Origin of the sequence: Acinetobacter sp. YH12255 (assembly GCF_013417355.1) — a bacterium.
GTDB classification, from domain to species: domain Bacteria; phylum Pseudomonadota; class Gammaproteobacteria; order Pseudomonadales; family Moraxellaceae; genus Acinetobacter; species Acinetobacter pseudolwoffii.
This window is the reverse complement of record NZ_VPEC01000073.1, coordinates 1-7,404: the sequence shown is the minus strand read 5'-3', so window position 1 is coordinate 7,404 and position 7,404 is coordinate 1. Positions and strand designations below refer to the sequence as shown.

Annotated in this window: 4 protein-coding genes; all 4 read right to left on the bottom strand. The window is 34.1% G+C overall.

What is annotated here, in order from left to right:
* Positions 1-430 precede the first annotated feature (430 nt).
* The 4 genes from FTV30_RS15070 to FTV30_RS15055 are packed head-to-tail and all read right to left on the bottom strand — an operon-like array spanning position 431 to position 7,249.
* Positions 431-2,134, bottom strand: a complete 1,704-nt coding sequence (locus FTV30_RS15070) for an AAA family ATPase (RefSeq protein ID WP_180001867.1) — start codon at positions 2,132-2,134, stop codon at positions 431-433.
* A gap of 7 nt (positions 2,135-2,141) precedes the next feature.
* Complete coding sequence (locus FTV30_RS15065; RefSeq protein WP_180001866.1) at positions 2,142-4,661, bottom strand: Hsp70 family protein; 2,520 nt, start codon at positions 4,659-4,661, stop codon at positions 2,142-2,144.
* Between the two features lie 12 nt (positions 4,662-4,673).
* The gene (locus FTV30_RS15060; protein ID WP_180001865.1) at positions 4,674-5,624 is read right to left on the bottom strand and encodes a hypothetical protein; all 951 of its coding nucleotides are present in this window, start codon (positions 5,622-5,624) and stop codon (positions 4,674-4,676) included.
* Between the two features lie 29 nt (positions 5,625-5,653).
* Positions 5,654-7,249: a PspC domain-containing protein gene (locus FTV30_RS15055; RefSeq protein ID WP_218950583.1), complete on the bottom strand. Its 1,596-nt coding sequence runs from the start codon at positions 7,247-7,249 to the stop codon at positions 5,654-5,656.
* Between the last annotated feature and the right edge of the window lie 155 nt (positions 7,250-7,404).

Below are 7,404 nucleotides of genomic sequence, written 5' to 3'. Positions count from 1 at the left end.
TTCGCAAGAGATGCGATGGATGTCTGGTTATTTGTAGTCATAAATTTTAGTCCCCACTTGTTTTTAAGTGGGGACTAAATTAAGGCTTATAGGATGAATTCATAAGGTGTGTTCAGCGGACGCTTACTATGTATCGCCTTTTGAGTTTGAAGCAATGTACTATGATAAGATTAACCCGTTAGGTCAGGTGGCCTAACTTAAATAAAAAAGTCTCCGACAAACCCGGTACGGTTCATTCTGAAGCTCTTCAGCTAAATTGAGCAGACCTACTTTGTGTTTAATGATTTGATTGTTAGTATGCAACATAAGAAAGTTACCTTTGTTTGATTAAGATTTCGACACCTTTATCAAAACGGGTAACTTTCTCTTTTTCAAGAAGAATGTACGATCAAGTCTGAACTAATACATATAAACTATCCATTATTTGTTCTTAAAACTGACTGAAACTATCATCATTTTTTACAGATGGTTTATACTTTTCAATAACCTCTTTAAAAAATTCATCCGTAATTTTGCTATCTTTTTTCAATGCCATTTTAGCAGTCTCATTTACTATATATTTAAGATCACTAGAAGTGTAACCAACCGTTAAAATAGCTACATTAAAAAGATCTAAATCCTCAGAAAATGGTCTATTTTCGATATACTGTTTTAGCATATCTAGACGAGCATTAAAGTCCGGGAAACCTATATAAATATGTTTTTCTAATCGACCTGTTCTTAACATTGCTGAGTCTATCGCTTTAGGTCGATTTGTTGCTCCAATAATAATAATTCCTTTCTCATTACAATTTGAAATTTGCGCTAAAAATTCATTGACCTCACTTAGATGATGGTGATTCAAATTACCCTCATTCCTATTTGGTAACACAGCATCTATCTCATCAATAAAAATTAATGAAGGTTTTTCCTGTTCAGCTTCCTTGAATAATTTTGCAATTTTTTCTTGAGTTCCGTGTATATAAACACTAGCTAAATCTGAAGGTTTTATTTCAAAATATGAATAACCTATTTCTTCAGCTAAACATCTCGCAATAAATGTCTTACCACAACCAGGTGGACCATATAACAGTATCCCATTTAATGGCTCAATACCATATTTTTGATATTTTTCAATTTGCCTTAGCGATTGTATAACATCCACATCCAATTGCTTTTTCAGGTCACTCATACCTGCAACTTTTTCCAAACCTTTTCTCAATGGATTTTTTTCACTAGTTTTTTTTGAATTATTTCCTAATTTAAGCTCCTTATTACCCAAAATTTTACTAGATGAATCAAAGACTTTTAATAAATTAGCTTTAAAATCACTTATGCATTGTTTTTCTTTTATTTGGCTACCATCTAAAATTAAACTAAATATATCATCAACTTTTTCATATCTTCTTTCATAAAAAGATAAAGGCGTAGATTGATAACTCATTCGGTGGAGTGCTATTCGTTTTTTTATAATATTGGTTGTTTGCTCTTCCCAATCAATATCATAGTTCCAAGGATGAACACCTGTAATACATTTATACAAAACGACCACCCACGCAAAAAGATCATCTTCTGCATCAGTTTTTTTAATCACATTTGTACTAGATTGATATGCTAGAGCTATGTTTTTCTTTGAACCTGAAAAAAATTGAATAACTTTAACCAAACATAAATAACTTTGTTTTTTTTCTGAGCTGTAGTCCAAATATATATAACTCGGATCTATGAATTTATGAAGCTTCTTATGATGATCCAAATAGTCCACTACCTCTAAAACTGGCAATAAAATATCTAGACTTTCAGTCACTGTAAGCTTTAATTTTCGTTCTGTTAAATTTTCAAGTGATTCACCTGTAAGATAATCATTTAAAAAGTAATAATACTTAACCTCATCACTTATAAAGTTTTGTAATTCAGACTGTATCATCAAATTGGGATGTACTAACAAAGATGCTTGATGCAACTTTTCTTCTAATAAATCAATATCGATCTTAGATAGAAGCTCATTTTGAATAACTTTCATCAGCTTAAGCTCATGAGAGCTTAAGTCCACGACTCGATACACTTCACAACAATCATGCTCACCTAAGTACTTCTGTACTTGATACTGATTTTCAATCACCGATTTTTTAGGAAATGTACCGACTCGCTTCATTTTCTTCTTAACGTCTCAATAGATCATTATTGACATTTTGCATTGCAGCTTTACTTTCAGGGCTCATTAATTGCACAACCTCCCAAACTGCCTGCTCAAGACGATCTTTATTAGGATTCATATTAAGCAATTGTTTGAGGTTCTGTACACCACGATATGCCTCTGCACGATTTGTCCACTTAATTTCATCAAAACTTTCATCGAGATAATAGACAGCACCTACCCAGAAACTAATATCTTGTCCTTGTAGTTCAAATGCCATAGAAGATAACTGACTTTCTAACTTCTTCGCAGATTGAATATCTTTAGCAGCGATCACTTGGCGAACATGCTCTTCAGACTCTTCAACAAGGCGATTGGTCTGAGCATTACCATAACGCTTATTTTGCATAATTAGGTGATTCAGTGTTTCCTGAAGCTCTTGCTTCACTTTTGGCCACTCGCCAGCTTCTTCTTGCTTATCTAACTCAATCAAAGACTCTTGAAGCTTAGCTTTCACTTCTTCCTTACTTGAGCGTTCATGACCACGATCATTCAGAACTTGTTCTGTTTCATCTAACTGTTCGAGCTGTTTTTCTGCAACACTGTTACCTTCATTGGCAAGGCGTTGTGCTGTTGCTTTTGCCTGAACAATCTCTTTCTGTAATTCCTCTTTCTTCACGTCTTTTTCAATTGTCGGTTCAATGACAATATCAAAACTTTCATCTAAAGATGGCAGATAAACCGATAATTTTCCTCGGCGTGAAGCATCAATATTTAAGGTTACTTCCACCTCACTTCCCGCAGGAAGAAAACTAGAAATATCTTGACCCGTGATAGCAAATTTACCGAAGAATGTATTTAAGATGGCTCTAGATCCCGCATTCTCTCGACTCAATTCATAAATTGGTATTAAAAGTTGATCTTCTTTAACACCTGGTCGAATATCTTTCATAGTCTTGAAAGAACCTTTACCTTTAGCTGGTAAAGTTTTATTTTTTTCTAAACCTGCTAGTGGGTAAACACCCTGTTTGTTATCTACCGTATCATACACCTCAATGCCTACACTATAAGGTAGAGTTGCATTAGCAATCTTCATACCCTGAATAATCGTAATGGAACTTGGTTCACACGGTATATTTGAACCATCAGGTCCAGATAATTTAATGTTAAATTGGTTGGTTTTACCTTCATTTAACATGAGTTCTATAATTTCTACATCGCCTTCAACAATCACTTTCCCTGAAGACCAACCACTATCACCACGAATAATTTCTAAAGTAAACGTATCAGGCAAGTTGGCTGTAGACTGATCACGGTCAATCCGAATGCCTAAATTTTCATGCGTTTCTACAGTCGTTTCCGGATATTTCAGGCTTAATTGTGCTTTTGAACTATCACGTTTTTGTAGATCCCCTGGAATATCTTTTGTAGAAGCAAATAACGCAGCACCTTTTGCCACTGCTGTCATCGGGTCAATATTTGTATCAACCTTTTCTGTAATTTGCTCTTTTAACATGCGGCGCAACGTTTGTTGGAAAGTTGGACCACCAACGAGGATAAGAGACTCTAAATCACGGCCACTTAAATTATTACGTTTTAATACATCTTGAACGATGTCAATTGCACGTTGGAAAATTGGACTGACGACTTTTTCATACTGCTCCAAACTAATATCAAGATCAGCTTGAATTTCTTCCCCATCATCATCTTCACCCAAATCCTCTAAGAAATAACTCCATTTCTCTTTAGAGGATAAAGCGATTTTTGCTTCTTCAGCATATATTTTTAATGCATCTTGAAGGAGTTTTTTAGTACTTTCATTTTCAAGAGTATCCGATAACTCACATTGCTTTTGTAATTCTGGAATTAAGAGCTGATCAACAATCGCATTATCAAGATTTTTACCACCGAGATGATTATCACCTTCAGTATCCACCACTTTCATAATGCCTTCTTCAACATGCATTAATGCAGCATCAAAAGTTCCTCCACCAAAGTCAAATACTAACCAATAGCCTGTAGTAGCGTTGGCTTTAACTCCATAAGCGATTGAAGCAGCAATGGGTTCCTGAAGTAATTCACAATAACTAAAACCAGCCAATTCAGCCGCACGTTGTGTTGCATCTAATTGGCTTTGCCTAAACATTGCAGGTACTGTAATTACAGCAGATGTGACTTCCTCATCACGAATATAACCTTTCAGTTTTTTCAATACCTCAGCAGATAATTCTTCCGAAGTATAAGATCGTTGCATATTTGAAGAAGTATATTGGTGGTCCGTCCCCATGGTTCTTTTAAATTCTTGATAACCATTTGGCTCAGCTTTTTTTCGATTTCTATGAAAACTAACGGATTCTCTCTCTAATGCATTTTTTGCGCTCAATCCTACAAAAACAGCTTGTTTTTTATTAAAAGAAACTATAGATGGCGTTGTATCCATCTGATTATCATCACTTTTTATAATAAATGCTTCACCATCCTCCATACGAGCAATCGCTGAGTTTGTTGTTCCTAAATCAATACCGTAATCAATCTTTTGACGCATTTTTATAGTTCCTTAACCTACACTAACTTCTACATCTGCCATACGAATCATCACCCCATTAAAATTCACTTGTGGAACAATAACCTTCGTTATAATACTTTGACCATTTTCTAGTTCATCACTTGGTATGACCTGAGCTTTGATCGACATATTTTCTATATATTCAGCACCAGTATGATCAATAATTTCATAGCCTTGCTCAGATAACTCATCTTCTAGCCGTTCTAATGACTTACTGAGAGGCTTCAATCCTTTAGTATCTTCAGGCAATGCTGCAAGACGTTTACGCATACGATGAATTTCATCCGCCAATTTTAGAGGTAGACTATGATCCGGTTCGCTATTCTGTTGAACCATAGGTGTAACTTTGGCTTGTTCTTTAAGCTGAATTAAAACTTCATGTAAGCGGTCAGCAAGTTGAATGTCAGACTTCACAATATTTTCTTCAGTTTGCCGTACATTATCTAAAGCTAGTTTCACTTGAGAAGACAGATCCTCGCTTGATTGATTCTGTCTTTTTCTGAGTAAGAAGTAGCTTGCAGCAATTAAAGCTAATGCTAAAAACAACCCGATCAGTGCTGCGATTGTTCGAGTAGCAATACTGTCATTAATTGTTGCAGCAGTATCTGCCGTTGTTTTATTGAGCTGATTTAATTTTTCAACAGTTTGTGTATGTGCTTTTATACTATCCTGCAACTTAGTTTCTAGAATTTTTAAATCATCATTCAGAGTTTTAATTTGCAGCTGGTGTTGTTCATCCTGCTCAGTAATTTTTGAAATTAATGCTTTTTGCTGTTTAAGACTCTCTGCTTTTATCTGATTAATTTGTTCTAATGCCTGCTTGTTTAAATTTTCAAGCTCGCCAAATTTAACACGTATATCCTGTGGAATTTGCTCATTAGATGCTGCTGAAGCATGCCCTAACATCCCACCCAATACTATAAGTACAGCTATTCTTTTCATTGAATTCTTCATTTTTAAATACTCAAACCTTAATTTCTTTTAGGCATGATCATATTAAGTACGATATATGCAATTACACCTGGCCAAATAGATGTAAATACGCTAACTACAACAAACAAAATTCTTAGAAAACCAGCATTCCATCCCCAAAGTTCAGCTAAACCACCTAGTGCCCCACTAAATACAATATCTTTATCTGACTTATAAAACCCAGGCTCTTGATAGGATGATGGTTCATATTGATGATTATTTTGGGTTTTCACGAATTTATTAATAATATTTTCAAACTCTTCAATCTGTTCTTTAATATTTTTATAATTCCGTTCAACTCGATCCTCCACCTCAGGCACAAGTTCGAACGTTCTCATTATTTCTATTAAGCTACATACAGGCTTAGCCACACTCAGGAAATATGCTATATCTTGGTGGTTTTCCAATCTATTATGTGCATCATTAAATTCATCAATTAAAAAGTTCAAAATTTTCGTCACACAATAAGAAGATACTTTGTAATACATGTCATCATGTATATCTATCTGTTTTAATTCTTGTTTAAAGATATTTAAAATTTTTCTAGCATCTTCGATTGAATTAATGTCTCTTTCCATATACTCAGCGATAGATGAGTAGTTTTTTGAAAATTTATCATTTTCAATTAAATCTATTAGTTGTTCTTTATTTACCTTTACCTCTTCAGCAACCTGTCCATAAGATGGTAATTGTTCTGCCCATGTAATTAAATCATAGGCTAAATCACGATTATCTAGCTTATTATTTGCATATAGGGAACACTTTCTAACCTCTTCTACATACTCATTAAGAATATTTTGTATTTTATAATTTTCCGAAAATTCATCTATTTCATAAATCAGGTCTTCAACTTCTTTCAAACCATTATATTGATTTATAAAACTTGAATTTTCAGTATCCCTCAACTGCTGACTCTTTTGGATCGCAGTTTCTATCTGATTAATACAAAGTGCAAATAACTTTGTCTGTACATAGTCTTGTGCACTTGTTGAAAATGTCCAAAACTCATGTAATAGGCCAATACCATATGCACCATAAGGTTGCTCTTCTAAATTACTTATGAATTTAAGAATCTCATCTATAATTTTTTTATTTATTTGTTCTATATCAATTTTTAAATTACTTTCCCCAAATATAAATCCTTGAACATCCTGAAAATGGTCATCTGTTAAATATCCTAAATCTTTCAACGCTGATTCAAAATTGTCAGTATCAAAATTTGAACCTTGGCACCAAAATAATGAAATAACAGCTCGATTAAGTCGCCATGAAAATTTAGCATCATTTTCATTTTTACTAATTTGCTGATCCCATATTTCGAAAGCTTTTTGAACTTGATTGTTTTCAATACATTCAATTGCTAATTCATCAACACTATCAACTTTTGCAAACCAGAAGAAAGCGTATACCAATTTGTCAGTATCATTTTCTATATCTTTCGCAGCTTGCTGAATCGTATCTACTGTTCTTGTAAGAGGTGCTATTTCAGTTAGATCAAGGGAATATTTTTTTGGCTTACCAAACTCAGCAAATGTTTCTAAATCAGCTACTCTTTTTGCTACTTCTCTTGATGAAGCATTTGCAGTAAGCCCCAAAATACGGTAAGGATTATTAATTACGAACTGAACCGTACCGGGTTTGTCGGAGACTTTTTTATTTAAGTTAGGCCACCTGACCTAACGGGTTAATCTTATCATAGTACATTGCTTCAAACTCAAAAGGCGATACATAACCCAGTGCACTGTGTACA